The sequence below is a fragment of the Pseudomonas vancouverensis genome (genome assembly GCF_004348895.1).
In the GTDB taxonomy this organism is placed as follows: Bacteria; Pseudomonadota; Gammaproteobacteria; order Pseudomonadales; family Pseudomonadaceae; genus Aquipseudomonas; species Aquipseudomonas vancouverensis.
The window spans coordinates 33,855-58,918 of record NZ_RRZK01000003.1 but is presented as its reverse complement, the minus strand read 5'-3'; the positions used below and the strand labels follow the sequence as shown (position 1 = coordinate 58,918).

Sequence of the window (25,064 nt, the reverse complement as noted above, 5' to 3'; positions counted from 1 at the left end):
AGAACTCCCCAATTTTGCCACCGATTTTGTGCCGGTCGATTCCGACAATATGCAGGCGAAAGGCGACCGCATACCTACTGCCGTCCCAGGCTTCGCGTGCCAAGCTAACTGAAAAAAATGGCTTGGAAAACACTTACCATGACTGACCTTTCCCACCCTGCACCGCAATTCTCGACGGTCGATGCCGAAAAACTCGGTGAGCAGCTTTTCGATGTCAAAGGTAGCGCCACGCCGCTGGACGGCGAGCGAGACCGCAACTACCGGTTGAACACCGGAACCGATGCGGGGTGGATCCTGAAGGTCGTCAACGCGAGTGAGCCGCGCATTGAAAGCGAGTTTCAAACGGCGATTCTCAGCCACCTGGCCAGCCACAATCCCGAGCTTGCCGTACCCTTTCTGAAGAAAAGCCTGGCCGGTGATTTCCTCGCATCTGCCGTCGCACCGACCGGCGAAACCCATGCGGTGCGCATGGTGAGCTGGCTGCACGGCACACCGCTGGCCGAGGTCGAGCGTACGTCCGAACTGATGCGCAGCCTCGGGCAGTCCTTCGGTGAAGTAGACCGTGCGCTGCAGGGCTTCATTCATCCGGGTGCGGTACGTGATCTCGACTGGGATTTGCGTCACGCCGCACGTTCGCGCTCGCGTCTGCACTTCGTCAAGGATCCCGGCAAGCGGGCCATCCTCGAGCGCTTTATCGAGCGTTTCGAAAACACGGTTCAACCAAAGCTTGCGCGTCTGCGCGCGCAAGTCATTCACAACGACGGCAATGACTGGAACATCCTCGTCGACCCGCACAATCATCAGAACGTCTCGGGCATCATCGATTTCGGCGATGCCGTGCACACGGTGCTGATTGCGGAAGTGGCGATCACCTGCGCCTATTCCATTCTCGACATGGAAGACCCCATCGGCGCGGCGGCTGCGCTCACGGCCGGCTTCCACGAGAAATATCCTTTGCAGCCGGAGGAGGTCGACGTCCTCTTCAATCTCATCGCGATGCGCCTGGTGATCAGCGTCACCTTGTCGGCCCAGCGTTGCGGCCAGACGCAAGACAATCCCTACCTGGCCATCAGCGAGGCGCCGGCCTGGCGTCTGCTGGAGCGGATGGACCGCATGAACCCGCGACTGGCGACGGCGATCCTGCGCAAGGCCTGTGGCTTTGATGCGATCGAAGGTGCGGGTGCGATTCGCCGCTGGGTGACTGAAAACAGCAAAACCTTCGCCGATATCGTGCGGCCATCCGCCGCGACCCTGAACAAGGCCATTGTGCCGTTTGGCGATGCTTCGCACGAAATGACGATTGCTTCAGCCGAACAGCGTCCAGCGGATGCGACGCGCTGGTGGAATGATTTTTCCGCCGCGCACAAGGTGCCGCTCGGCATCGGTCCCTGGGGCGAGGAGCGCACCATCTACACGGACGCGGCGTTCGAGTCGCGATTCATTGAAGGCCAGCGCCGGATCATTCACGTCGGCGTCGACTTGATCATGCCCGCCGGTACGCCGCTTTATACGCCGGTTGCCGGGGTGGTGCAGAGTGTCGAGGTCGAGCGTGAACCGTTGGGCTACGGTGGCTTGATCATGCTCAAGCACTCACCAGAAGGTTGCCCGCCGTTCCTGACCTTGTGGGGGCACATGTCCCACGAAGTGCTGGTGCGGCTGAAGCCTGGTGATTGTCTCGAGGCGGGCGCGCTGGTCGGCTACATGGGGGCGGACACCGAGAATGGCGGATGGATTCCCCATGTGCATATTCAGATGTCGACGGACACCGGGCTGAAAGCGAGCGAGTTCATCGGCGTCGGTGAACGGGCTTATGTCGACGTTTGGGCCGACCTTTTCCCCGACGTTTCGACACTGGCGGGCATTCCTCCGGAAACCTACAGCCAGGACGGCCGCACCAAGGCCGAGATCGTCGCCAAGCGCAAAGAGTTGCTGCTGCCCAACTTGTCGATTTCCTACTCGGACCCGATCAAGTTCGTGCGCGGTGACGGGGTCTGGCTGATCGATAACTTTGGTCGCGCCTATCTCGATTGCTTCAACAACGTCTGCCATCTCGGCCATTCCCATCCCGATGTGGTGCAAGCGATTTCGCGGCAATCGGCGCGGCTGAATACCAACACGCGTTACCTGCACGACAACATTGTCGAGTATGCGCAGCGGCTCACCGCCACCCTGCCGGAAGGCCTGGCAGTGGCTTCCTTCGGCTGCTCGGGCAGTGAAGCCAACAGCCTGATGCTGCGCATGGCGCGCAATCACACCGGGCGAAATGACGCGATTGTGCTGGACTGGGCCTATCACGGCACGACGCAGGAATTGATCGACCTCAGCCCCTACAAATACAAACGCAAGGCCGGCAAAGGACGTGCAGATCATGTGTTCGAGGCAGCCGTACCGGATGCCTACCGTGCCGCAGATGGTTGGCGGTTCGAAGAGCTGGGCAAGCGTTTCGCCGAAAGCGTGGCCGATCAGATTGAGCTCATGCGCAAGCAGGGCCGCTCGCCGGCGTTCTTTCTGGCGGAATCCATTCCCAGTGTCGCGGGGCAACTGTTCTTCCCGGAAAACTACCTGAAAGAAGTCTATGCCATGGTGCGGGCCGAGGGCGGCGTGTGCCTGGCGGACGAAGTACAGGTCGGCTTCGGTCGTGTCGGCAGTCACTGGTGGGCGTTTGAAACCCAGGGCGTGGTGCCCGACGCGGTGTCCATGGGCAAACCCATCGGCAATGGCCATCCCATGTCGGCGGTGGTGACCACCCGTGAAATGGCGGACAGCTTCAACAACGGTATGGAGTACTTCAACACCTTCGCCGGCAGTCCGGTGGCCTGTGCGGTAGGGCTGTCCGTGCTCGATGTGATCGAGCGCGACAACCTGAAACTCAATGCGCTGACCGTGGGCAACTACTTGCTCGAAGGCTTCCGCAAATTGCAGCAGCGCTACGACGCCATCGGCGATGTACGTGGGCTCGGGCTGTTTCTCGGCTTAGAACTGGTGACCGATCGCAAGACCAAGGTCCCCGCCACGGCGCTGGCAAAAAAGGTCGCCGATGGGGCCCGGGAGCGGGGGATTCTGATCGGTACCGAGGGCCCTCATGACAACGTGCTGAAGATGCGCCCGTCGATGATTTTCAGCCAGGCCAATGCGGATTTCTTGCTTGAGGTGCTGGACGAGAGCTTCAAGGCTGCACTGCAGTAAAGCGCTGCCCGACATAGTGTCGGCGAACTCCGGCAATGTGCCCGTCAGGCTGACGACTTGCCGGGTGCTTTCCAAAAGTGCCTATGCAAAGCTCTTTTTGAAGACCGGGTGAACGACCGGAAACAATAAAAATAACGCTTCGAAGGTGCCATCCAATGCTGACTAAAAAACTCAAGTGTTTGATTGCTGCATCCACTGTCGCGGCCGCGGCGCTGCTTTCCACTTCGGCTGCTCAGGCTGACGACTTGAAGTCGATCCAGGATGCGAAGGAAATCCGCATCGCCATGAGCGGCCAGTATTCGCCCTTCAGTTTTGCCAACGAGCAGAACCAGATCGTCGGTTTCGACGCGTCCATCAGCGAGGCACTGGCCGAGCGCATGGGGGTGAAAGTGACGATCATCACGACGCCCTTCGACGGGATCATTGCTGGTCTTCTGGCGAAAAAATATGACGCCATCGTCGCCTCCATGACCATCACCCCGGAACGGCAGAAAGCGGTGGATTTCGTCGGGCCTTACTACCATGCGGGCCGCACGATCGTGGTGAAGGAAAACTCCGCGATCAAAAGCCTCGATGATCTCAAGGACGTGACCGTTGGCGTGACGCTCGGGGATGCCCACGATAAGTGGGCCAGGGCTCGCGGCAACCTCAAAGTCCGGGCCTATAAAGGCCTGCCTGAAATGCTGGTGGACCTGGACGCCGGGCGTATCGACGCGATCGTGATGGACAGCGTTCCGGTGCTGGTCGCGGTCAAGGAAACCGGGCAGAAGATTCGTGTCATCACGCCACCGGACAGCGATGGTGGCGTCGAAGGCATGGGCATTGCGCTGCGCAAAAACAATCCTGAGCTCAAGGCGTCGATGCAGAAGGCGCTGGAAGACATGCTCGCCGATGGCACCTACGAAAAGATCTCGATGAAGTGGATTGGCACCGATATCCGCTGATTCATGTTTAGCAGGGCCCGACCCAGGGTCGGGCCGGCCGATCAGACTTTTCGAGCGTTTCCATGGACCTGACACTCATACAGCGCACATTCCCGTTTTTCCTGGAGGCAGCCTGGATCACGGTGCAGATCTCTGTCCTCGCGTTGCTGCTTGGTTTGCTGGTGGCGATCGTGCTGGTAGCGGCGCGGCTGTCCACGTCTCTGGTGTTGCGCTGTCTCGCCAGAATCTACATCAGCGTGTTTCGCGGCACGCCCTGCCTGGTTCAGCTATTCATCATCTACTTCGGCGGGCCACAGATCGGGCTGGAATTGGAGCCCTTCGCGGCGGGCGTCCTCGGCCTGGGTCTGAACATCGCGGCCTACATGGCAGAGTCGATCCGCGGCGCCATCAGCAACGTTGACCCTGGCCAGGAAGAAGCGGCGCGTTCCATTGGTTTTGGACGCGGCCAGACCTTCTGGTTCATCACGTTGCCGCAAGCGGCAAAGTTGATGATCAGGCCACTGGGCGTGAATGCCGTCGCGCTGGTCAAGGGTTCGGCATTGGTGTCGACGATCTCGGTGGTTGAGCTCTCCTATACGGCCCAGCGCTTTATCAGCTCAACCTACAAGCCATTCGAAATGTTCGTGGTGTCCGCGCTGCTTTATATCGTGATGGTCTACCTGGTCAGGTTCATTGTTGACCGTCTCGACAATCGCTTCGCGGCAAGGTGAGTGCGTTTACATGCAAAGTCTGGATCTGAGTATTGTTGGCCCTTATTCCGAGCTGCTTGCAACAGGCCTGTGGTGGACGGTTGTGATGTTTATCAGCTCCAGCCTGTTGAGTTTGCTGGCCGGGGTAGCCTTCGCCCTCATTGTTTTGTATGCGCCGAAACTATTGGCATTGCCCGTGCGCTTTCTGACGTGGCTGCTCATGGGCACGCCGCTGCTTCTGCAGCTGTACGTTCTTTATTACGGTCTTGTGCAAGTGGGCATCGATATTCCGGCACCGGTGGCCGGCATCATCGGGCTTAGCCTGCACTTCGCCGTTTACAACGCCGACGTCATTCGTGCCGGCGTGGTATCCGTGGATGCCGGCCAGGTCGAAGGGGCTCGCTCCATTGGCTTGAGCCGCGGCCAGACCCAGCGCTACATCATCGTCCCGCAAGCACTGCGCCGCACCATAGCACCGCTGGGCAACAATCTTATTGTCCTGCTGAAGGACACTTCCCTGGTGTCGATCATCGGCATTGCCGAACTGGTGTACAGCGCGCAGCTCGCCGTGAGCGAGACCTACAGCCCGTTTGAGTTTTATCTGACTGTTGCGATTGTTTATTACGCAGCCAATCTCGTTCTCGAAGCCGGCCTGCACCTTCTCGAAAAAAAGGTAGAGATGTCACGATGACCAGCACAGCATCCATGGTTGAGGTAAAGGGTGCCCGCAAGGCATACGGCGCACTTGAAGTACTCAAGGGCATTGACCTGTCCGTGTCCCGCGGTCAGATCGTCGCCATCATCGGCCCCAGCGGCTCCGGCAAAAGCACACTGCTGCGCTCAATCAATCACCTGGAAGTGCTCGACGATGGCGAGATCTGGCTGGAAGGCGAACACATCAACCGGCCGTTGAAAGGTCGAAAGTTCGAGCAGCATATCAATGCCGTGCGCCAACAGATGGGCATGGTTTTCCAGCACTTCAACCTGTTCCCGCACCTGACCGTGTACGAAAACATCGCCATTGGCCCGATCAAACTGAAGGGCCTGACAAAAAAGGCCTCCCGTGAGTTGGCCATGGAATATTTGTCGAAAGTCGGGCTGGAGAAAAAATTCGACGAATACCCGTCTCGCCTGTCAGGCGGGCAGAAACAACGCGTCGCCATCGCCCGGGCACTGGCCATGCAGCCAAAAGTCATGCTGTTCGATGAAGCCACCTCGGCGCTGGACCCGGAACTGGTCGAAGAGGTCAACCAGGTCATGAAACAACTCGCCGCAGAGCACATGACCATGCTGATCGTCACCCACGAAATGCGCTTTGCGGGCGAGGTGGCGGACCGGATTATCTTTATGGACGGCGGGGTTGTCGTTGAAGAAGGGGCGCCGGGGGAGATTCTGCAGAACCCGATGCATGAGCGTACGCGGTCGTTTTTGAAGAAGCATTTGCACGATAGGTAACGTGCGGGTTTGCTGGGCGTTTATCGAATGCTAGAAACAACAAAGCCCCAGCATTTCTGCAGGGGCTTTGTTTTGTATGGTGCCGGCACCAGGAATCGAACCCGGGACCTACTGATTACAAGTCAGTTGCTCTACCATCTGAGCTATACCGGCATGTCAGGGCGACGATTATAGCGATTGGGCGGGTTCTGTAAACCCCTGAATTCTGACTATTTTTACGCGGGTGTCGGGCCGGCCCTGCGGGGAGTTGTGCAGGGCCGGACCTGAGGTTTGCTCCAGGGCACTACACGCCGTTTTTGACGGCGTTGATCAGGTCCTGACTCAGCACCTGGGCAGGGGCGACTTGCACGCTTTGGGTGTAGAACGGCGGCAGGTTCTGGGCCAGTTCCGACAGTGCCTGGGCTGTGGTATTGCCCGGCAACAGCACGTACTGCAGGTTCGACGGGTAGCTCTGCGGCACCGCGCCTTCCATCGTCGAGCCGTAGGCGCCAAAGGTCATCACCGCCTGCGGGGTGGTGGGGTCCGGGGCGTACAGGAAGACGAAGGTGCCGTACTTGGGATGCGTCAGGTATTGCCCGGCTTCGGCACGAACGGCCGGATCGGGGTCGTTCATCAGGGTCCAGCGCATGACCGCGTAGTTGCGGGTGGTTTCCATGAACGCTGTACGAATTGGCGACTGGTTCTCGGCGCCACCCAGGCAGACCAGCAAGTTGCCGAACGGGTCGATGAGCGCTACCGAATTGAACACAGGACTTTGCTGCGCGGTTTTCAGCAGTGGCGGGGCGAGTTCCGCGCCAGGGTCGCGCGGGTTGGCCGATTGCACTGTCAGCGCGAACGGGCTGAGTGCCGTGAGTGCCTGGCGAACTTTACTGTTGGCCGGCAGGTTCGCCGGGTTTTGCAGCTGGTCCGGCGGCAATCCGCTGTTGTTGCTGGCCTCACGCACGGTGTTGACGCTGGCGGAGAAGATCGAGCTGGTCAGGAAGTACGCCGCCGAGTCGATAGTCTGGCCGGCGAACACCGGACTGTTCGAGCCTTGCCAGGCGCGGCTGACTGGCGCTGCAATCGCGTAGTAACCCCAGGTGTTCTGCGCTTGCTGGCGAACCTGCGGTGGCAGTGACGGAAAGGTGAACTGGCTGTTGTAGTTGATGCCGGCGTAGTCATCGATCGCACTGACTGCGACGTTGAATCCTGCGGTCAACAGCGAACCGGCGCACATGGCGCAGGGATCAAGGGTGGTCACGACGGTCAGTTGATTGGGCGGTGGCAGGTTCAGCGGTTGGGCATTCTCGAAGTACCAGTCCACCAGTTGGCGCTCGCCGTGGGCGGTGGGGTCATGGGGCAGGAAATAAGTGGTGCCGCCGCCGGGAAACGGCATCAGCACGTTGTTGTGCAGCGCGGCGATCACTTCGCCGCTGGCGTTATTGATGATCGCGCCGCCTACCGCAAAGGTTTGTTGCAGGGCAGCATAAATGGCTTGGTTGGCGACAGTATCGACAGCTTCCTGTGCACTGTTCAATGTGCTCATGGTGACTCAGCTCCTTGCTTCCTGAGCGTCAGAGAATTCTGACGCTTGGCAACGATAGTTGAGCTTTTCAAGGCCGTTTATGTTCTTTTGGCGTAATGCTTATGCACAACCGAGTGTTTAGTGCACCGGGTTAAAGCCGATTTTGTGGATCCGTTCTCAGTTGCTCGCAAATGCCTGTTTTTGCGGTTTTTTCTTCAGGTGTACGAAAAGTGAACACTTGCGTTTCACCTCTGAAACAGCCGCAGATCTTGGATCCACGGAATTCCATCAACAGAGTTATCCACAGGCTGTGTAGGATTAATCGCGTTCAGCGAGCAGCAGGAAATTGCGCGGTGTGAGTGGGGTTTCGCAGAAGGTGCCGAGGCGAACTCGATATCCGTGCTCGGCAAGGAAAAGTGCCCTGTCCAGGGTCAGCCACAGCTCCAGAGGTCGTCGGAAAAGTCCCCGAACCAGCTCAAGGTTGCGGACCTCTGCCAAGCGTTGCCAACCACCGGCTTCGAGGGCCGGCCAGTCCTGCGGGCCGATTGTGGATAAGTCCTTGAGCGATGCCAGGTCCTGGCAGTAGTCGGCGAAGGATTTTTCCAGCCAGGCGCTGGGCAGGGAAGGCGTTGGCAGGTATTCATTTACGCCGCGGATTTGCCGTTGCAGCAGGTCGAACCCCAGGCGCCGGGCCATGGAGGTATCGCGTTGGCGTCGCACGCGAGCGCCGGCGGTGACGGTTTCACTCATCGGCAGCGACAGATCATCGAGAGACAATCGCAGGCTTGAAGCCTGAGCGGCCGAGGAAATCGGAGCGTACTCGCTCCGACTGATCCGGTTATAGCAGCAGGGAGCAATGGCGAGCTGTTTGCAGCCCGTCGCACTGGCGAGCTGAATCAAGCGCACGTGCAGATCGCCGCAAGCATGCAACGCCACTGGCGTGTGCCCGGCATGCAACAGATCGGCCGTGCCGTTCGCGAGGACATCCTGTTCGACATGCAGGGCATGCAGTTGATGCCGCTGGCTGAGTGCCTGACCGCTGGCGACCAGCGCCGGGTCGTACTCCAGGCACGTCAGTTGCTGTCCAGGCTGCAGCAGCCGTCGCCCCAAATGCCCTTTACCCGAGCACCAGTCCAGCCAGTGTTTTGGCTCCTTGGTGAATTGCAAGCGGCTGGCAAAGGCTTCGATCTGTTGCCATTTGCGTCCCGGCACATCGACGTTCAACCGGTGTCCGGCCGCTTCCAGCGCGTGCGCGGGTAATTCATCCACAGCGCTTAACGCGATGGAGGCGGCTGCCAGGGAGGTGAAGGGGGCGGGCGCATCCAGCAGCGCAGGCTGGTTGTGGGCGTTCTCTGCATCTTCCAGCGAACGCTGGCGTAGCCAGGCCGCCAATTGCGGGTAGGAAGTTTCCCAAGGCAATTGCAGGTGTGTGAAGGGTCGCGGCTTCCACAGCGCCTGATGCTCGATCAGAAAGGCATCCAGCGCGGTGAAACGGGCGAGCAGGGCCGCGCCCGTCAACACGCCGGCATCAACGTCCTTGGCAGGCATCGACGCGCAACCAGCGCTCCAGCAACTTGAAGCCGCGCACCAGGACGTAAGCCATGACCAGATAGAACATGCCTGCGGCGAAGAAGATCTCCACCGGCAAATACGTCCGGGCAATGATGGTGCGGGCCATGCCGGTCAGTTCCAGCAGGGTCACGGTACTGGCCAGGGCACTGGCCTTGAGCATCAGGATGACTTCGTTGCTATAGGCGGGCAGGCCGATGCGCGCGGCGCGGGGCAGGATGATATAGAACAGCGCTTTGGGTTTGGACATGCCCAGCGCCCGTGCCGCTTCGATCTCGCCCGGTGGGATCGCCTGAATGGCGCCGCGCAGGATCTCGGCAATGTAGGCCGCGGTGTGCAAGGTCATGGTCGCCGTTGCGCACCAGAACGGATCGCGCAGGTACGGCCACATCGCGCTGTTACGAATGGCATCGAACTGGGCCAAGCCGTAGTAGACCAGGAACAGCTGAACCAGCAACGGTGTGCCTCGGAAAAAGAAGATGTAGCCGTAGGGAAATGCCCGTACCCACCACAAGCGCGAAGAGCGAGCGATGCCCAACGGAATCGCCAGCAGCAGACCGGCGATCACGGCGATGGCCACCAGCTCCAGGGTCAGGGTTGCGCCCTGCGCCAGTTTCGGCAGCCACTTGATGATGACTTCCCAGTTCATTGGGCGCTCCTCGCAAAGCCGCGAGCGGCACGTTTTTCCAGGAAGTGCATGCCGGTCATGGCCAGGATCGTCAGACCCAGGTACATGAACGCAGCGACCATATAGAAGGTGAACGGCTGCTTGGACACGGTCACGCCGATTTGCGCGTGACGCATGATTTCTTCCAGGCCGATCACCGACACCAGCGCGGTGTCCTTCATCAGGATCATGAACAGGTTGCCCAGGCCCGGCAGGGCGATGCGCCACATCTGCGGCATGATCAGTTTGGTAAAGATGCGCCACTGCGACAGGCCCAGGGCCACGCCGGCCTCACGATGACCTTTGGGAATGGCGAGGATCGCGCCGCGAAACACTTCCGTGGCGTAGGCGCCGAAGCAGAGGCCCAGGGCAATGACACCGGCGGCGAAGGCGCTGAGTTCCAGTTCGGGATTGCCGAAGAACTCGCCGAGCGCGCGCATGGCGTTAACCGTGCCGAAGTAGATCAGCAGCACCCAGAGCAATTCGGGGATACCGCGAACCAGGGTCGAGTAAGTACCGCCAAGCCATTGCAGCGGCTTGTACGGGGAAGTCTTGGCCAGGGCACCGAGCAGACCGAGCACCAGGCCCAGGCACAGGGCCGAAAGTGCCAGTTTCACAGTCATCAGCGCGCCCGCGGCGAGCGCCGGGCCGAATCCGTAGAGGTCGATAATCATGGATTTCTTTTCAAATCGCGGCAGGCAATGCCGAGAACCGGCACCGTCAGAGGACGGCGCCGGTCAGGCAGTCAGAATCAATAGATGCTGAACGGGAAATACTTGTCGTTGATCTTCTTATAGGTGCCGTCAGCGACGATTTCTTTCAGGGCGGAGTTCAGCTTGGTGCGAATCGGGTCGCCTTTACGTACAGCGATACCGATCTTGTCGCTTTCTTCCACCGGGTCGCCCTTGAACTCGTAGTCTTTGCCGGCGTCGCTTTTCAGCCACTCGTAGTTCACGTACTTGTCGGCGAGGATGCCGTCCAGGCGGCCGGAAGTCAGGTCGAGGTAGGCGTTTTCCTGGGTGTCATACAGCTTGACGGTGATGTCGTCACCGAAGTGATCTTCCAGGAAGGTACCGGCCAGGGTGGCGCGCTGTGCACCGATGATCTTGCCTTTCAGCGCGGCCTTGTCGGTCTTGAAGTCGACGTCTTTCTTGGCGATGAATTGCAGCTTGTTGGAGTAGTACGGGTCGGTGAAGTCCACCGCTTGCTTGCGCTCGTCGGTGATCGACATCGAGGAGATCAGGAAGTCGAACTTCTTGGCGTTCAGGGCCGGGATGATGCCGTCCCAGTCGGAGGTCACGACGGTGCATTCGACTTTCATCTTGGCGCACAGGGCGTCGCCGATTTCCTTGTCGAAGCCGACAACGTTACCGCTGGCATCTTTGTTGTTGAACGGCGGGTAAGCCGCTTCGATGCCCATCTTCAGGGTTTCAGCCATGGCACCGGCGCTGAACGCCAGGGTGACGGCGGCAGCCAGGAAGACCTTTTTGTAGTTCTGCATGCGGGTAGCTCCGTTAGCGGTTGCTGGACATGAATTGTTTGCAGCGCGCCGAAAGCGGGTTTTCAAACACCTGCTGTGGCGATCCTTGCTCTTCTACCAGGCCCTGGTGGAGGAACACCACTTCGCTGGAGACCTGACGGGCGAAGCCCATTTCGTGGGTCACGAGCAGCATGGTGCGGCCTTCTTCGGCCAGGGCACGGATGACATTAAGTACTTCCTGGACCATTTCCGGGTCAAGCGCCGAGGTGGGCTCGTCGAACAGGATGACTTTGGGCTGCATGGCCAGGGTGCGGGCGATGGCCGCACGTTGTTGCTGGCCGCCGGACAGTTGTGCCGGGTAGGCATGGCGCTTGTCGGCGATGCCGACCTTGGCCAGCAAGGCTTCGGCAACTTCGATGGCTTCAGCCTTGCTCTGGCCGAGCACGCGACGCGGGGCCTCGATGATGTTGTCGAGCACGCTCATGTGCGGCCACAGATTAAAGTTTTGAAACACAAAACCGATTTCGCTGCGCAGGCGATTGATCTGTTTGCCGTCGGCGGCAATCAGTTCGCCATTCTTCGCGGCCTTGAGCTTGAGTTCTTCGCCGGCCACCAGGATCTGACCCTGATGCGGGTTCTCCAGCAGGTTGATGCAGCGCAGGAACGTGGACTTGCCGGAACCGGAGGAACCCAGGATCGAGATCACATCGCCGTCGCGGGCGGTCAGCGAAATGCCTTTGAGCACCTCAAGCGAACCGTAGCGTTTGTGCAAGTTGCGAATTTCAAGCGCGGGCGTGGCCTCAGCCATGTGCGTTCCTCATATATGTTGCGCTCCTGCTGTTGGTCGCCTTCCTGGCGAGGCGGCCAACCTAGCATAGCGTTTCAATGGCAGCCAACAGCGCTACCGGCGGTAAATGGCTGGCGTGTGGCAGGTTGTCGCATCGACACAGCAGACTGTCGCGCCTTCAACAACCGAACAGCCGTTTGAACAGGTATTTGCCGGGGCTGTCGCGTAAAAAAAGGCGCGATGTTGCCAGCTTTGCCGGGGTGTTGGAAGCGCTATCCGGCCAAAGGACTTAGATACGCACTTTTATCGTGCGTCAATGCCGATTCGGGTGTGTTTCCGGTGCGCGGATTGACGGTTGAAAGTGGGTCGCAGGGTAACGCTGTGGCGAAGTGCCATTAAATTCAACGGGTTACGATGACCGCCCGGTCTGGATGAGATCGCCGGGTTAGAGGCTTTTGAAACATTTTGGCGCAATTATTGCGTGCAGAATCCAGAACGCCCCGTTGGCTTCTTTTTACGAGAAGGATGCAGAGACGGGATGCACGCATTCGCTTTTCCTTACAAAGGTAGTTTCAATGAGCAGTACCCAAAGCTCTAACGGCCTCGAACAGGGGCTTAAACCGCGTCATGTGACCATGCTGTCGATTGCCGGTGTTATCGGCGCCGGCCTGTTCGTAGGCTCGGGTCACGCCATCGCTGCCGCAGGCCCGGCCGTACTGTTGGCTTACGCCGCCGCCGGCATGCTGGTGGTACTGGTCATGCGCATGCTCGGCGAAATGGCCGTCGCGTCGCCGGATACCGGTTCTTTCTCGACTTACGCCGACCGCGCCATCGGTCATTGGGCCGGTTTCACCATCGGCTGGCTGTACTGGTGGTTCTGGGTATTGGTAATCCCGTTGGAAGCCAACGCTGCCGCAACCATCCTGCACGCCTGGTTCCCGAACGTGGCCATCTGGGCTTTCACGCTGATCATCACCCTGTTGCTGACGGTGACCAACCTGTTCAGCGTGAAGAACTACGGTGAGTTCGAATTCTGGTTCGCCCTGATCAAGGTCCTGGCGATCATTGGTTTCATCGCACTGGGCGTCATGGCCATTTTCGGCTTCCTGCCGACCAGCCAGGTCAGCGGCGTTTCCCACCTGTTCGACACCCAGGGCTTCCTGCCGAACGGCATGGGCGCGGTGTTGGGTGCGATCCTGACCACCATGTTCTCCTTCATGGGCACCGAGATCGTGACCATCGCTGCAGCCGAATCGAAAGACCCGGGCAAGCAGATTTCCAAGGCCACCAACTCGGTGATCTGGCGGATCGGCTTGTTCTACCTCGTGTCGATCTTCATCGTTGTGGCCCTGGTGCCTTGGAACGATCCGGTTCTGGCCAGCGTCGGTTCCTACCAGACCGTGCTTGAGCGCATGGGCATCCCGAACGCCAAGATGATTGTCGATATCGTGGTACTGGTCGCTGTAACCAGTTGCCTGAACTCGGCGCTGTACACCTCCTCGCGCATGCTGTTCTCCCTGGGCAAGCGTGGCGATGCACCGGCCATTTCCCAGCGCACCAACAAGAGCGGCACCCCTTACTGGGCGGTGATGCTGTCCACTGGCGCTGCGTTCCTCGCGGTGTTCGCCAACTACGTGGCTCCGGCTGCGGTGTTCGAATTCCTGCTGGCCAGTTCCGGCGCCATCGCGCTGCTGGTGTACCTGGTGATCGCCTTCTCGCAATTGCGCATGCGCAAGCAGCGTATTGCCCGCGGCGAGAAAATTGAATTCAGCATGTGGCTGTTTCCGGGCCTGACCTACGCGGTGATCGTGTTCATCATCGGTGCCCTGACCATCATGCTGTTCCAGGAAGCGCACCAGGTCGAAATCATCGCGACCGGCCTGCTGAGCATTGTGGTGGTGGCTGCCGGCCTGCTGGTGGCACGCCGTCGCAAGCTGGAAAATCGTGGTGCGGTCGTTCTTAACTGATCCGTAGCGCGTAACGTAAAACGGCCGCTGTCAGTGATGACATGCGGCCGTTTTTGGTTATGCCTGAAGCTTATTCGGTTTTTTCTTCCGGCGCTTCCAGCGACTCGCGATACGCGTCCAGCGCAGCACTGAAGTCGGTAATGAACTGCGGTTCGCTCAACCACGCCTGGGCGGTTTCGCGGTCCATGCCGTCGGCCCACATGCGGTAGTCGATGAGCATGTCGGCGGCCAGGTGGGTGGCGGCCATGCCTTCGTCTTCGGCGTTTTCCATGTCCAGCAGTTCTGGGTGGTCGACGATGATGAAGGCCAGCTCCGTCAGCAGAATCGAGAGCATTTCGCTGCGGCTGATGGCTTCGGCGTCGCGCATTTTGCTGAACATCGCCAGGGTGTATTCCGGGATCGGCTCGGCCAGGTGACCAAGGTCATCGTCCAGGTTCATGGGTTTTCTGCCGACCATGCGGATTTGCTTGGCTTTGGCTTTTGCACGCTTGGCGCGCTTTTGTTGCTTGTTCAGGGAGGCCATGGGAACTCAGTTTTTCTGTTGGGTTTGCGCGGCAATGGCGTCTGACGCCGCCACGTAGTCAGCCTGGAAGGCCGGTGATTCGATCCATGCCAGGGCGCCGGCTTCGTCGGTCTCGGTCGCCCATTGGCGATATTCGATCAGTGCAGCGAGGATGAAATCCATCGCGCCTTCTTCGCCTTCCTGTTCGTACACCAGCTCCAGCAGCGGGTCTTCGAGGAACGCCGTGCACATGGCCTGTTGGCTGATCTTTTCAGCGTCGATCATTTTCTTGAACAGTTCGGTCAGGTCCACCGACTCGAAGTCGATGCGATCGTCGTTCGGGTCCAGTTCGACCGGCGCGGCAGCCCGCTGGGTGCGGTTCTGCTTGGCCTTGGCCTTGGCACGGGAGGCGCGTTTTTGCTGCTTGTTGGCGGAAGCCATGGGTGTCATTCCGTAATTCGTTGAAAGGGCAGGGCTCAACTGCGCGGTACTCGCCGCCCGGGGGTGTCGGGGGCCAGTTCGCCGTTTTGCAGCCAGGAGAGTGCTATGGGCCATAGTGTGGCTTGGTATGCGCTGCGAAAAAAGGCGAAATGCCCAACTTCTTCTTCGCCGATGTCCTGCGGCTCGATACGCCAGTGGGTGTTCTGGCTGCCGCTGAAGTAGCCGAGCAGCCGTTCGATGGCTGCAATCGTGCCGTAAGGGTCATCGCTGAGGCTGATCGCCAGGGTCTGTGCGTTCACCGCCGTGAAGGGCAGTTGCCCGTTGATAGCGCGGCCGCTGGCGCGCTTTTCGTAGCGTGCGGTAGACAGGCTCCAGTCGCGAACCACGCCTGCCGGCGTGTCCTCCAGCCAGCCGAGGCGTTTGCCCGGGAAGTAGCCATAGATCATGGTCACCAATGGCATCAGCACATGCCACTTGGCCAACATTCGCCAACGCTGGGCGGGTGCATAGTCGCGCCAGTAGGCGAATTGCGCGCCGACCGTCACCAAGCGCCGAATCAGATGCCCGGACGCTCCCAGCCCCGCCGCACAGCCGCCAAAGCTGTGGCCGACGACATCAATCGGTTGCCCGGAAAACTCACGCTGCGCACGCTTGAGCATCGCCTCGAAGTCCAGCGCACCCCAATCGGTCCAGGACGCCTGTAGGCCTTTGAGTGATGCCGGGCGCGATTCGCCAATGCCGCGATAGTCATAGGTGATGACGTCGAAGCCATTGGCGAACAGGTAGTCGGCAAAACGCGAGTAGTGACGACAGCGAACGGAGGTGGCGGCATTGATGATGACGACCGCACGAGCCGTGTCCCGAGAGGCGTGGCGCCAGCTGAAGCCGCCCAGGATAAAGCCATCTGCGGCCGATTCCTTGAAAGGCTCGCCCGGGGCGCTTATCGGCAGCGGCAACTCGATCTGAGTGGAAGGCTGCGCAAGTGTGTCCTGCAAGTTCATCGGCATCGGACCTTGGCGGAGTCAGGTAGCTGCCAACGATAGTCCTCCTCCCGTTGATGAACAATCGGTTGGCTTTATTTGAACGATTGGCGATCGGGAACAGGCGTGTAGGCAATCCTGGTCAATTTGGAACGCGCTGGGTTCCAAATTGAATCAAGTACCAACAAGTACATTTCGTACTCAACCAAAGACCAAATCAATCTGAAACACCGCTACCCGGGCGCAAATCCAATGAATGTAACGATTGGGTTCTGTAGAGCCCGGGAGTCGCCATCATGAAGTACCTTCATTCACTCATGCTGCCCATCGCCACCCTTGGTGTGCTGATGTTTCCTGCGGTGTTGCCTGCCGCCAGTCTCGATCCCGTCGACAACGCCGGCGTACAGGTTCAGCGCCAGGAACAGAACGGGATCACTTACCTCTCCGGTGGTATCGGCGAAGACGAGTCAAAGGCCATCCAGCAAACCACCGGATATAACCTGCACATGACGTTCTCTGTGGGCGCCCAGAACGAGTACATCCCCGATGTCACCGTAACCATCGAGAAAGCCCAGGGGCAACCCGTGTTGACCCTCAATGACGCCGGGCCGCTGGTGTACGTGCAACTGCCAGCGGGCAAATACACGGTTGTCGCCACACGCAACGGCGAAACGCGGCGTGATGTGGCGGATGTCGGTCACGGCGCCGCGCGCAATCTGGTATTCCACTGGAACAGTGCCAGCTAGTCGGCGAATGCAGAAAGTGGTCCTCAAGCCAGCCCTGAATCCGCAGATTCAGGGTTTTTTGCATATTGTCCTCAAAGAACCTGGCGTTGAAAGTTCAGGGTGTAATGAAAGATACTGTTTCTCATTAACGCCTGTGAAAGAATTCCATTAGCTCGCTCATTCCGCTCCGGACTCACCTCTCGATGCCGCCAACGCCCAGCCTGTTGCTGAGTTTTCAGGAACATTACGATGACCTGCTGAGTTTCCTCACCCGGCGCATGAGCGATCGGCAGCGCGCCGCTGACGTGGCCCAGGAAACCTATCTGAAGTTGTTGAACGTCGATGAGTCGGTGGCGGTGCTCAACGATCGCAGTTTCATCTTTCGGGTAGCGGGCAACCTGGCCATTGATACCTTGCGCCGCGAGCAGCGCCTGAGCGGCCATGCCGGAGAAGGCGCGGGCTATGACGAAGCGGTCGATCCGGCGCCGCCGCCGGAAGCGGTGTTTCTGGCCAAGGAGCGCCTGGGCATTCTCGACGATGCCTTGCAGCAACTTTCACCCAATGCGCGTCAGGCCTTGCTGCTCAATCGTCTGGAAGGCTTGACCCAGGCGCAAATCGCCGTTGAACTGGGCGTTTCCGAGAGCATGGTGGCCAAGTACATCGGCCAGGCCCTGCGTCATTGCCGCGACTGGTTGAAAAACAACCATGCGTGAACGTTCACTTCCCCTCCACGATGAAACCATGACCGACTCTGCGCAAAGCCTTGAAGACATCGCACTGGATTGGGTGGTGCTGCTCAATTCGGGCAAGGCGACCGCCGAGGACCAGCAGGCGTACCAGCAATGGCGCGCCCTGAGCGAAGAGCATCAACGGGTCACGGATGATGCCCAGTCGCTGTGGGCGATGCTGGGGCATACGCCCACCGCCAGGCAATTCCAGGCCCCACAGCCAGCAAGCCGGCGTGCAAAGGTCTGGTGGCCGGCGTTGGCGGCATCAGTGGTGTTGGCCGTGGCCGGTCTGGTGGGATGGCAGCAATGGCCGATGCTCAATTCCGACTATCACACCAGCGTTGGTCAGCTGCAGACGGTGACGCTGGCCGATGGCAGCAAGATCATTCTCAACAGTGCCAGCGCCGTGTCGGTGGCGTTTTCCGCCGATGAGCGCAGCGTCATCCTGCGCGCCGGCGAGGCGTTGTTCGAGCCGGCCGTCGAAGCGCGACCGTTCGTGGTGCGCAGTGGTAATGAGCTGATACAGGCGGGCAACGGCGTGTTCAGTGTGCGCCGTGAAGGCGATGCCCTGACACTGGTGGTGAGTGCCGGCCAGGTGCAACTCAAGGGCGCTCATCAGCCGGTGCTGGTGCAGGCGGACCAACGCCTGGCGCTTCAATCCGGTCAGCCGTTACTGGCCCAGCAGAAGGTTGATGCCGTCAGCCTGACGGCCTGGCAGCGTGGCAAGTTGATCTTCAATGGTCGCCCATTGGGTGAGGTGATTGGCGAGCTGGAGCGCTATCAGCACGGACGGATTCTGATTTCCGACCGCGAACTGGCGGCCTTGCCAGTCAGTGGCGTGTTCGAGCTCAACGACCCGCAGGGCTCGTTGCGCACCCTTGAGCAACGCTATCCACTGAAAGTCACCTACCTGCCATGGCTGGCGGTTTTGCACTGACCTGAAAATATTTTCACCAACCCGCTGCAAGTTCCTTCCTGCCGAATCGTCGTAGTGAGACTGAGAAGAAAATCATTCTCATTGGCGTATTCATTGGGGCGGGAAGGTAAACGTGAAAGGTATGTTCAAGCAGTCGGCACAGGCGCGCAGCAACCACGGTCAGCACCTTGTGCGCAGGACTCTGTTGGCCCAGGCGATCATCGCCGGTCTGTGCGGACCGGTGCTGGCGCAGGCACAAAACGCTGCGGCGCAAACGGTGAATACCCAGGAACGCCAGGTGACGTTCTCCCTGCCGACTCAGTCGCTTGATCAATCCCTGACCGCATTCGCCGACCAGGCGGGTTTGCGCCTGCTCTACACCACCAGCGACGTCGATGGCCTGCAGGCCGATGCCTTGCGTGGCCAGTTCACCATCGCCGAGGCCTTGCAGGCACTGCTGGCCGGCAGCGGCATGAGTTGGGAATTCAGCGACGCGCGCACGGTGATCCTGCGCCGCGCAAAAGCGCCGGCGGAGGCCATGACCCTCAAACCGATTGAAGTCAGCGTGGCGTCGCGCACCAGCACCGCCATCAGCGAGATTCCAGGCACTGTCTGGGTGGTTGATCAGACACAATTGCGCGAACAACTGGAAACCGGTGTCAGCCTCAAGGAGGCCATTGGCAAGCTGGTGCCGGGCCTGGACCTGGCGCCGGAAGGGCGCACCAACTACGGCCAGAACATGCGCGGGCGCAACGTGCTGGTGATGATCGACGGTGTGAGCCAGAACAGCTCCCGAGGTTTGTCGCGACAGTTCGACAGCATTTCGCCGTTCAACGTCGAGCGTGTCGAAGTGCTCTCCGGGGCCAGCGCCATCTACGGTGGCGGTGCGACCGGCGGCATCATCAACATCGTCACCAAGAAGGGTTCGCCGGGGCCGGCCCAGTTTGAAACCCAGCTCGGTGCCAGCACTGGCTTCAATAACAGCGATGACCTGGCCACGCGCATCGCCCAGTCGGTCAGCGGTGGCAATGAGCGCATCAGTGGTCGCCTGGGGATTGCGGGCGAGCAGAACAAGGCGTTCTACGACGGCAACGGCAACCAGATCTTCATCGACAACACCCAGACCGACCTGCAGTACAACCGCACCATCGACGTGATGGGCAGCCTGGCCATGCAGTTCAACGACGAGCAGAGCCTGGACCTGCTGGCGCAGTACTACGACTCCGGCAACACCGGTGACAAGGGCATCTACTTCCCCAACCTGAACTACCAGAAACCGTCGAACCTGGAAGATGCCGAACTGCGTGACGGTTACTCGACCGACCTCGATCCGCAGACCCGCCGCCTGCTGCTCAACGCCAACTATCACCACAGCGATGTGCTGGGGCAGGATTTCTATCTGCAAGCGTCCTACCGTAAGGAAGACGACAATTTCTACCCGTTCCCTTACTACAACACCGCCAAGCCTGTCGGCGCCAAAGGTGTGTACTTCGCCGCGTCCCAGCAGAATTTCGAGGTCACCAGCCTCAAGGCGCTGTTCGCCAAGGAGTGGCAGGCCTTCAAGTTCACCTACGGTGTGGACCTTGATCGCGAACGCTTCAATGCCGAGCAGAGCACCTTCGATCAACTGACCTCTTCGAACAGCGGTGGCCTGGACCTGGACACCGCCAGCAAGGCGCCGCGTTATCCCAGTTATCGCGTCGACGGCCTGTCGGGCTACGGCCAGCTCGACTGGTACGCCACCGACAACCTGACCGTCTCTGGTGGCGCGCGCCGTCAGCAGATGGATGTCGATGTCGGTAACTTCAAAGGCGTCGCCGGCGGCAGCAACGATTACTCGGTCAACCTGTACAACCTGGGCACCATCTACGACTTCAAGAATGGCCATCAGCTGTGGATCAACTACGGCGAAGGCTTCGATCTGCCGGACCCGGCCAAGTTTTACGGCAAACCGGGCCTGAGCGTCGCAGACAACCCGCTGGCGGGCATCAAGAGCCGTCAGGTGGAAACCGGCTGGCGCTTCTCCAACCTCGACTGGGACGCTCAGGCGGCGCTGTATTACATCTGGTCGGACAAAGTCATCACCACCGACAGCGCCACCCTGACCATCGACGTGATCGACCAGAAGAGCCGCGACTACGGTTTTGAAGGCGCATTGACCCGACGCTTCCTCAGTGATTGGGAGGTGGGTAGCACCTTGCACCTGGTGCGCTCGGAAGAGGAGGGCGCCGACGGCGACTGGATCAAGCGTGACGCGCGCTACGCTTCGTTGTCGAAGTCCACCGCCTTCGTCGGCTGGAAGGGCGACCGCACCACTGCCCGTTTGCAGGGCAACCACGCGTTCGATCTCGAAGACGACGCCGACCACAAGATCACCGGCTACACCACCTTCGACCTGCTGGGCAGCCGCGAAACCGATTTCGGTACCTTCAGCGGCGGCATCCAGAACCTGCTGGACAAGGAATACAGCACCGTCTGGGGCCAGCGTGCGACGCTGTTCTACTCACCGACCTATGGCCCGGCGTATCTGTATGACTACCAGGGGCGTGGACGGACCTATACCTTGAGCTGGTCGATGGCTTATTGATTGTCTGAAACGCCAAACCCGCGACGCCCTTGAAGGGGCTCGCGGGTTTTTTTGTGACCAGTGATTGAGGTTGTTTTCGGTGAATATCAAATCACAGGCATAAAAAAACCCTGAATCTTGCGATTCAGGGTTTTCGGTATTTGGTGCCCAGAGACGGAATCGAACCGCCGACACGGGGATTTTCAATCCCCTGCTCTACCGACTGAGCTATCTGGGCAACGGGGCGCATTAAACGGGTTTTTCAGGGGGTCGTCAAGCAAGTTTTCAAAAAAATTTTAATTATTACCGTCGCTTACGTTCCGACCCCCGATAAATCGGGGTTATTCCGATGGCGGTACGTAGCCTTCGGCCTTGGCGTAATCCTCGCCGGAGAAGTACTTGTCCATCTCGCCCTGAAGATATTTGCGATCTTCGGCGTTCATCATGTTCAGGCGTTTTTCGTTGATCAGCAGGGTCTGGTGCTTTTGCCAGTCGGCCCAGGCCTTTTGCGAGACGTGATCAAAAATGTCCTGGCCCTTGGCGCCCGGGAACGGTGGGCGTTCCAGGCCTGGCAATTGTTCTTTGTACTTGCGGCACATGATGGTGCGGGTCATGACGACTCTCCTGCGTTCAATACGGCGGCCGCGCGTTCGAGCAAGGTTTTGACCGGGGCGGCGAGGCCCAGGCGCGGCGGGGTGGCGAGGTTATACCAGAGCCAGTCGGCCTCGGCCACGTGGTGGCCGCTCTCCTCGACCCGGACCAGCCAGGGTTCGATGGATAACTGGAAATGGCTGAAAGTGTGCACCAGCGTCGGCAGTACCTGCTGGCTGCCCAGTTCCAGCGAGTGTTGCGCCGCCAGGTGTGGCAGGTCATCGAGGTCATCGAGTTCCGGCAGGCTCCACAGGCCGCCCCACAAGCCGCTGGACGGGCGACGGTAAAGCAGGATCGCGCCTTCGCCGTTGGTGAGCATCGGCATCAGGGTGCGCTTCTGCGGGATGGCTTTGCGTGGCTTGGGGATCGGGTAGCGGGTTTCCAGGCCGAGCAGGTGGGCTTCGCAGCCCTTTTCCAGCGGGCACAGCAGACAGCTCGGCTTGCTGCGGGTGCAGAGCGTGGCGCCCAGGTCCATCATCGCCTGGGTGTAGGCGTTGACCCGATCATGTGGCGTAAAGAGCTCGGCGTTGGCCCACAGCTGTTTGGCGACCTTCGGCTCGCCGGGGTAGCCCTCTTGCGCGGTAAAGCGCGCCAGCACGCGTTTGACGTTGCCATCGAGGATCGGCGCACGCAGGCCCATGCTGATGCTGGCGATCGCACCGGCGGTGGACAAGCCGATGCCTGGCAGCTCCGTCAGTTTTTCCACATCCCGCGGGAATTCACCGCCGTACTGCTCGACGACGATTTTCGCAGTCTTCTGCAAATTGCGCGCACGGGTGTAGTAACCCAGCCCGGTCCACAGGTGCAGCACTTCGTCTTCCGGTGCCGCCGCCAGGGCTTCGACCGTCGGCAACGAGGCCATGAAACGGTCGAAGTAGTTCAGCACGGTGCTGACCTGGGTCTGTTGCAGCATGATTTCCGAAACCCACACCCGATACGGGTTGATGTCCTGCTGCCAGGGCAAATCGTGACGGCCGTGGCGGTCAAACCATTCCAGTACCGCCGATGAAAACTGCTCGGCTCTCATCGCTTGAACAGCCCCTTGAGTGCGTCTTTGAGTTGCGGATTGATTTTGTCACCTAACTTTTCGTCGATTTTATCGCTGAGCTTGTCGCCGGCGAATTTGGCCGCGACCTGGCCCATGCGTTCGTTGTCCACGCGGCAGGCCTTGGCGCCCAGCTCCAGCGGGCCACGGCAGCGCAATGGCCACTCGATGCCAACGAACTTGTCGCCGACCTGGCAGGCCGGGTCCGGCATGGCGCTGGTGTCGCCTTCGACGATGATGCCCACGCGGTAATCCATGCCCAGCACGCGCAGGTCGAGGTCGCCGTCGCCGTTGACGGTCATGCCCGGGATGCGCACCTTGAGGTCCGGGTTGCTGGCCACGCCGTTGCGCAAGGTCAGGTTGCCCTTGAGCTCCTGGAACGGTGTGTCCTTGCCCCGTGGCTCGCCGCTGAGGGTCTTGCGGTTGAGCGTGGCGATGCCTTTGCAGATCTGCTGTTCCAGGTTGGCATTGAGCAGCACGCCGTTGTTGATGACGAAGCTGGCGTTGCCGTTCAGGGTGTCGATCAGCGCTTTCTGGCTGTTGCCGCTGCCGGTCAGGTTGCTGTTGAGTGTGACCAGGCCTTTGACGGGCGGGTTCTTGCCCTGGCTTTCGAGGATTTTTTCCACCGGCACTCGGTTGATTTTGGTTTGCAGGTTCAACGCTGGCGTTTCCTGGCGCACATCGAGGGTTCCGCTGGCCTCGAAACTGCCGTCGTAGAGGTCACCGCGCAGGTTAGCCAGGGTCAGCAGGCCGCCTTGGCCGTTGGCGTTGAGCGCCGCATTGTGAATCGGCAGTTTTTCCAGGGTCAACTGGCCGAAGGTCAGGTCGGCGTTGACATCCAGTTTGCGCAAGCGCTCCACCGGCAGCAGGCGGTCATTGCTCCATGCACCCTTGGTCGGTGCTGGCGGCAGCGGCGTACTGCCTGCGCCCGCCAGGGCATCGGCTTCGGTGCTGGCGACTTCGGCCTGACGCACTTGGGTGGTGCTGTTGGCTTCGGCGGATTTCGGTTTCAGGTAGCGGTCAACGTTGAAGGTATCGGCCTTGAGGGTCGCGCGCAGCGATTGTTTGGCGAAGTCCTCGATGGCGATGCGGCCGCTGAAGGTGCTGTCGTCGAATTTCAAGTTGAGGTTGTCCAGCGAAAGGCTGGTCGGTGTAGCGGCCAGGCGACTGACCAGCTCGACCTTGCTCAGGCTGCCTTCGGCCATGGCCGGGAGTTGCTGGCCGATGCTGTCGGCGAACTTGGCCAGGTCGAATTGGGCAATGGAAATACCGCCGCTGACCTGAGGCGTCTTGTCGAGGTCATTGACCTTCAGCTCACCCAGGGCGCGCAACTGGTTGGCAGACACCTTGATGCCGGTCCACTCGGCCACATTGGCCGCCTTGTCCAGCAGCAACTGGCCTTGAGCGGCGAAGGTCAGGGTCTTGCCTGGCAGCGGGTCGCCGGTCACTTCGCCGGACAAACGCATGTCTTCGAACTGATAGCGTTGCAGTGCACGGGCGATACGCAGCTCGCCAACCAGTTCGGTACGCACCCGCACGACAGGCTGGTTGGTGGACAGGAATGCAGTGAGCTTGAGCGGGATGTTGGTGGAGTCATGCACTGCACCGGTGCTCAGCTGGATACTTTCGGCGCTGAAGTTCTTGCCGGTCTGTTCGTCGTTGTATTCGACCCGGGCGTTGTTCACGGTCAGGCTGTCGATGTCCAGGCGGATGGGTTGCGGCGGTTTCTCGGGAGTCGGACTGGCTTCGGGTGCGGGTTGTTCAGTCGCAGGCGAAGTGGCGGCTGTTTCTGGCGACGGAGGCAGTTTGCCGATGTCTTCCCAGTTGCCGTGGCCGTTTTTGTCGCGTGTCAGGCGCAGGTTCAGGCCCTCGACACGCACGTCGCTCATCTGCACTTCGCGGCGCAGCAGCGGCAGCACGCGGACCGACAGGCCGAGCATCTGCAGGTCGGCATAAGGCTCGTTGGGCTTGATCATGGTTGCGATGCTGGCGTCGTGCAGCTCCAGGCCCAGCCACGGGAACAGGCTCCAGCCGATATCGCCATTGAGCGTCAGCTCGATGTGGGCCTTGTCGCGGGCTATCTGGCGGATCTCGTCTTTGTAGTCGTTGGGATCGAAGAGGTGGGTCAGGGCAAAGCCCAGCGCCACAATGATCAGCAACAGCCCGAGAAGTACCAGACCCAGGATTTTGCCGAACGCTTTCATGGGCGAGTCCTTGTAATTAGTCGAATTCGAAATTTAGCCGAGGAGTATAGCGCTCCAA

At 59.9% G+C, this 25,064-nt stretch carries 21 protein-coding genes, 2 tRNA genes and 1 pseudogene; 10 read left to right on the top strand and 14 right to left on the bottom strand.

What is annotated here, in order from left to right:
- Positions 1–138: 138 nt before the first annotated feature.
- The 5 genes from EIY72_RS02815 to EIY72_RS02795 all read left to right on the top strand — a co-directional run bounded on the left by EIY72_RS02815 (position 139) and on the right by EIY72_RS02795 (position 6,274).
- Entirely contained in the window at positions 139–3,186 is a 3,048-nt protein-coding gene (locus EIY72_RS02815) for an aminotransferase class III-fold pyridoxal phosphate-dependent enzyme (RefSeq protein WP_093227670.1), read from the top strand.
- Positions 3,187–3,341: 155 nt separating this feature from the next.
- Positions 3,342–4,130 (top strand): ABC transporter substrate-binding protein, encoded by a 789-nt coding sequence (locus EIY72_RS02810; protein WP_093227668.1) that lies wholly within the window; start codon positions 3,342–3,344, stop codon positions 4,128–4,130.
- Between the two features lie 62 nt (positions 4,131–4,192).
- The gene (locus EIY72_RS02805) at positions 4,193–4,840 is read left to right on the top strand and encodes an amino acid ABC transporter permease (RefSeq protein ID WP_093227666.1); all 648 of its coding nucleotides are present in this window, start codon (positions 4,193–4,195) and stop codon (positions 4,838–4,840) included.
- Positions 4,841–4,850: 10 nt separating this feature from the next.
- Positions 4,851–5,510, top strand: a complete 660-nt coding sequence (locus EIY72_RS02800) for an amino acid ABC transporter permease (protein WP_093227664.1) — start codon at positions 4,851–4,853, stop codon at positions 5,508–5,510.
- Positions 5,507–6,274 (top strand): amino acid ABC transporter ATP-binding protein, encoded by a 768-nt coding sequence (locus EIY72_RS02795; protein ID WP_093227662.1) that lies wholly within the window; start codon positions 5,507–5,509, stop codon positions 6,272–6,274. Before EIY72_RS02800 ends, EIY72_RS02795 begins: the two co-directional genes overlap by 4 nt.
- Positions 6,275–6,351: 77 nt before the next feature.
- On the opposite strand, the gene EIY72_RS02790 is transcribed toward EIY72_RS02795, so the two are convergent.
- From EIY72_RS02790 to EIY72_RS02760, 7 genes are all read right to left on the bottom strand, one after another.
- Positions 6,352–6,427, bottom strand: a tRNA-Thr gene (locus tag EIY72_RS02790).
- A 130-nt stretch (positions 6,428–6,557) separates the two neighbouring features.
- The gene (locus tag EIY72_RS02785) at positions 6,558–7,799 is read right to left on the bottom strand and encodes a cytidine/deoxycytidylate deaminase family protein (RefSeq protein ID WP_093227660.1); all 1,242 of its coding nucleotides are present in this window, start codon (positions 7,797–7,799) and stop codon (positions 6,558–6,560) included.
- Positions 7,800–8,096: 297 nt separating this feature from the next.
- Complete coding sequence (locus EIY72_RS02780; RefSeq protein WP_093227658.1) at positions 8,097–9,326, bottom strand: methyltransferase; 1,230 nt, start codon at positions 9,324–9,326, stop codon at positions 8,097–8,099.
- The gene (locus EIY72_RS02775; RefSeq protein WP_093227656.1) at positions 9,307–9,996 is read right to left on the bottom strand and encodes an ABC transporter permease; all 690 of its coding nucleotides are present in this window, start codon (positions 9,994–9,996) and stop codon (positions 9,307–9,309) included. Before EIY72_RS02775 ends, EIY72_RS02780 begins: the two co-directional genes overlap by 20 nt.
- Positions 9,993–10,688, bottom strand: a complete 696-nt coding sequence (locus EIY72_RS02770; protein WP_093227654.1) for an ABC transporter permease — start codon at positions 10,686–10,688, stop codon at positions 9,993–9,995. The genes EIY72_RS02775 and EIY72_RS02770 overlap by 4 nt, the downstream gene beginning before the upstream one ends.
- Positions 10,689–10,765: 77 nt before the next feature.
- Positions 10,766–11,515 (bottom strand): ABC transporter substrate-binding protein, encoded by a 750-nt coding sequence (locus EIY72_RS02765; protein ID WP_093227652.1) that lies wholly within the window; start codon positions 11,513–11,515, stop codon positions 10,766–10,768.
- Between the two features lie 13 nt (positions 11,516–11,528).
- Positions 11,529–12,302: an ABC transporter ATP-binding protein gene (locus tag EIY72_RS02760; protein WP_093227651.1), complete on the bottom strand. Its 774-nt coding sequence runs from the start codon at positions 12,300–12,302 to the stop codon at positions 11,529–11,531.
- Positions 12,303–12,856: 554 nt separating this feature from the next.
- On the opposite strand from EIY72_RS02760, the gene gabP reads away from it, so the two are divergent.
- Complete coding sequence (gene gabP / locus EIY72_RS02755) at positions 12,857–14,248, top strand: GABA permease (protein ID WP_093227649.1); 1,392 nt, start codon at positions 12,857–12,859, stop codon at positions 14,246–14,248.
- Positions 14,249–14,318: 70 nt separating this feature from the next.
- Here the strand turns inward: gabP and EIY72_RS02750 are convergent, their stop codons facing one another.
- From EIY72_RS02750 to EIY72_RS02740, 3 genes are read right to left on the bottom strand one after another with little or no spacing between them, the layout of a single operon-like run.
- Complete coding sequence (locus EIY72_RS02750; protein ID WP_093227647.1) at positions 14,319–14,771, bottom strand: hypothetical protein; 453 nt, start codon at positions 14,769–14,771, stop codon at positions 14,319–14,321.
- Between the two features lie 6 nt (positions 14,772–14,777).
- On the bottom strand, positions 14,778–15,191 hold the full coding sequence (locus tag EIY72_RS02745; RefSeq protein WP_093227645.1) for a hypothetical protein: 414 nt from the start codon (positions 15,189–15,191) through the stop codon (positions 14,778–14,780).
- 35 nt (positions 15,192–15,226) lie between these two features.
- Entirely contained in the window at positions 15,227–16,192 is a 966-nt protein-coding gene (locus EIY72_RS02740) for an alpha/beta hydrolase family protein (protein ID WP_093227643.1), read from the bottom strand.
- 275 nt (positions 16,193–16,467) lie between these two features.
- Here EIY72_RS02740 and EIY72_RS02735 point away from each other — a divergent pair, with 275 nt between their 5' ends.
- The 4 genes and pseudogenes from EIY72_RS02735 to EIY72_RS02720 all read left to right on the top strand — a co-directional run bounded on the left by EIY72_RS02735 (position 16,468) and on the right by EIY72_RS02720 (position 21,127).
- Positions 16,468–16,917: a hypothetical protein gene (locus tag EIY72_RS02735; protein WP_093227641.1), complete on the top strand. Its 450-nt coding sequence runs from the start codon at positions 16,468–16,470 to the stop codon at positions 16,915–16,917.
- A 182-nt stretch (positions 16,918–17,099) separates the two neighbouring features.
- Positions 17,100–17,594: pseudogene (locus EIY72_RS02730) on the top strand (RNA polymerase sigma factor); the annotation flags it as partial.
- Positions 17,595–17,637: 43 nt separating this feature from the next.
- Positions 17,638–18,561 (top strand): FecR family protein, encoded by a 924-nt coding sequence (locus EIY72_RS02725; RefSeq protein ID WP_093230758.1) that lies wholly within the window; start codon positions 17,638–17,640, stop codon positions 18,559–18,561.
- A 121-nt stretch (positions 18,562–18,682) separates the two neighbouring features.
- Positions 18,683–21,127, top strand: a complete 2,445-nt coding sequence (locus EIY72_RS02720; protein WP_093227636.1) for a TonB-dependent receptor — start codon at positions 18,683–18,685, stop codon at positions 21,125–21,127.
- A 141-nt stretch (positions 21,128–21,268) separates the two neighbouring features.
- On the opposite strand, the gene EIY72_RS02715 is transcribed toward EIY72_RS02720, so the two are convergent.
- The 4 genes from EIY72_RS02715 to EIY72_RS02700 all read right to left on the bottom strand — a co-directional run bounded on the left by EIY72_RS02715 (position 21,269) and on the right by EIY72_RS02700 (position 25,006).
- Positions 21,269–21,344, bottom strand: a tRNA-Phe gene (locus EIY72_RS02715).
- Positions 21,345–21,447: 103 nt separating this feature from the next.
- Positions 21,448–21,720 (bottom strand): oxidative damage protection protein, encoded by a 273-nt coding sequence (locus tag EIY72_RS02710; protein ID WP_093227634.1) that lies wholly within the window; start codon positions 21,718–21,720, stop codon positions 21,448–21,450.
- Complete coding sequence (gene mutY, locus EIY72_RS02705; RefSeq protein WP_093227632.1) at positions 21,717–22,784, bottom strand: A/G-specific adenine glycosylase; 1,068 nt, start codon at positions 22,782–22,784, stop codon at positions 21,717–21,719. Before mutY ends, EIY72_RS02710 begins: the two co-directional genes overlap by 4 nt.
- Entirely contained in the window at positions 22,781–25,006 is a 2,226-nt protein-coding gene (locus EIY72_RS02700) for an AsmA family protein (protein WP_093227630.1), read from the bottom strand. Before EIY72_RS02700 ends, mutY begins: the two co-directional genes overlap by 4 nt.
- Positions 25,007–25,064: the final 58 nt, after the last annotated feature.